The sequence below is a fragment of the Cryobacterium sp. Hb1 genome (assembly GCF_004403585.1).
Lineage (GTDB): Bacteria > Actinomycetota > Actinomycetes > Actinomycetales > Microbacteriaceae > Cryobacterium > Cryobacterium lyxosi.
Genome location: NZ_SOHI01000015.1, coordinates 1 through 1,006, shown reverse-complemented (window position 1 = coordinate 1,006; position 1,006 = coordinate 1). Strand labels below are relative to the sequence as shown.

Annotated in this window: 1 protein-coding gene; it reads left to right on the top strand. The window is 67.7% G+C overall.

Annotated features, from left to right (window positions below):
- On the top strand, positions 1-1,006 hold a 1,006-nt coding region (locus E3T38_RS05590; RefSeq protein ID WP_134546945.1), incomplete at both ends, for a DUF222 domain-containing protein.

Genomic DNA, 1,006 nt, shown 5'->3' with positions numbered 1-1,006 from the left:
CCAGAACGGATGCCGTAACCGGGTCGAATTCATCAGCCAACTTGCCGGCATCTCCAGCCGCGAAGCGAAACGCCGTCTGAAGCTGGGCGAAACCGTCGTGGAACGCACGCCGATGGGCCTGCCCGTACCAGCGCGGTACCCGGTCATCGCCGAAGGCCTGGTCAGCGGCGACCTCGGCCTGGAAGCGGCAGAGATCATCGCCGGCACCCTCACCGCCCTGCATGGAAAAGTCCTGCAGGATGACCTCGACCATGTGGAACGTGCCCTGGTCGCCTCCGCGACCGGAGCGATCACCCCGGAAACTGCCGGACTACCCGGCGCCGGCATCCGCTTCACGCCCGACCTGCTGCGGGCGCAAGCCTTGGAGTGGCAGGGCCGGCTCGACCCCGACGGCGCCGCCCCCAACGACGACACCGTCGAAGCGAAAAGCACGTTGACGTTCGGCCTGCTGCGCCACGGCTTATACCCGCTGCGCGCCGATGTCACTCCGGAGCTGCGCGGCATCATGGACACCCTCTTCGACACCTACCTGTCAGCCCGGTCTCGCACGCCCCGGTTCGAACCCACCGAATCCGGCGACGACCCTAGCGTGCTGGACGGTGTCGACGTTGCCGACCCGAACCCAGACGGTGAGCGATTCAGCGCCGACCCGTTCAGTGCCGACCCGTTCACCGGCGATTCCCGCTACGACGGCGACTCCCGCACCGCCGGTGAGAAACGCGCCGACATCCTCCGCTGTGTGTTCGAAGCGGCCGCGCGCGATCCGAAGACCCCCGCGATGGGCGGCGCGGCCCCCACCGTCATGATCCACATCAACGCCACCGACCTTCACAACGGTCGCGGCGTCGGCTGGATCGACGGCGTCGACGCCCCCATCTCGTTTCGCCGGGTAACAGAAGCCATCTGCGCCGGCGGCGCCCAACACGTCATCTTCGGCACCACCGGCAACATCCTCTACCTCGGCGACACCGTCCGCTGCTTCACCCCCAAACAACGCGCCGCGATA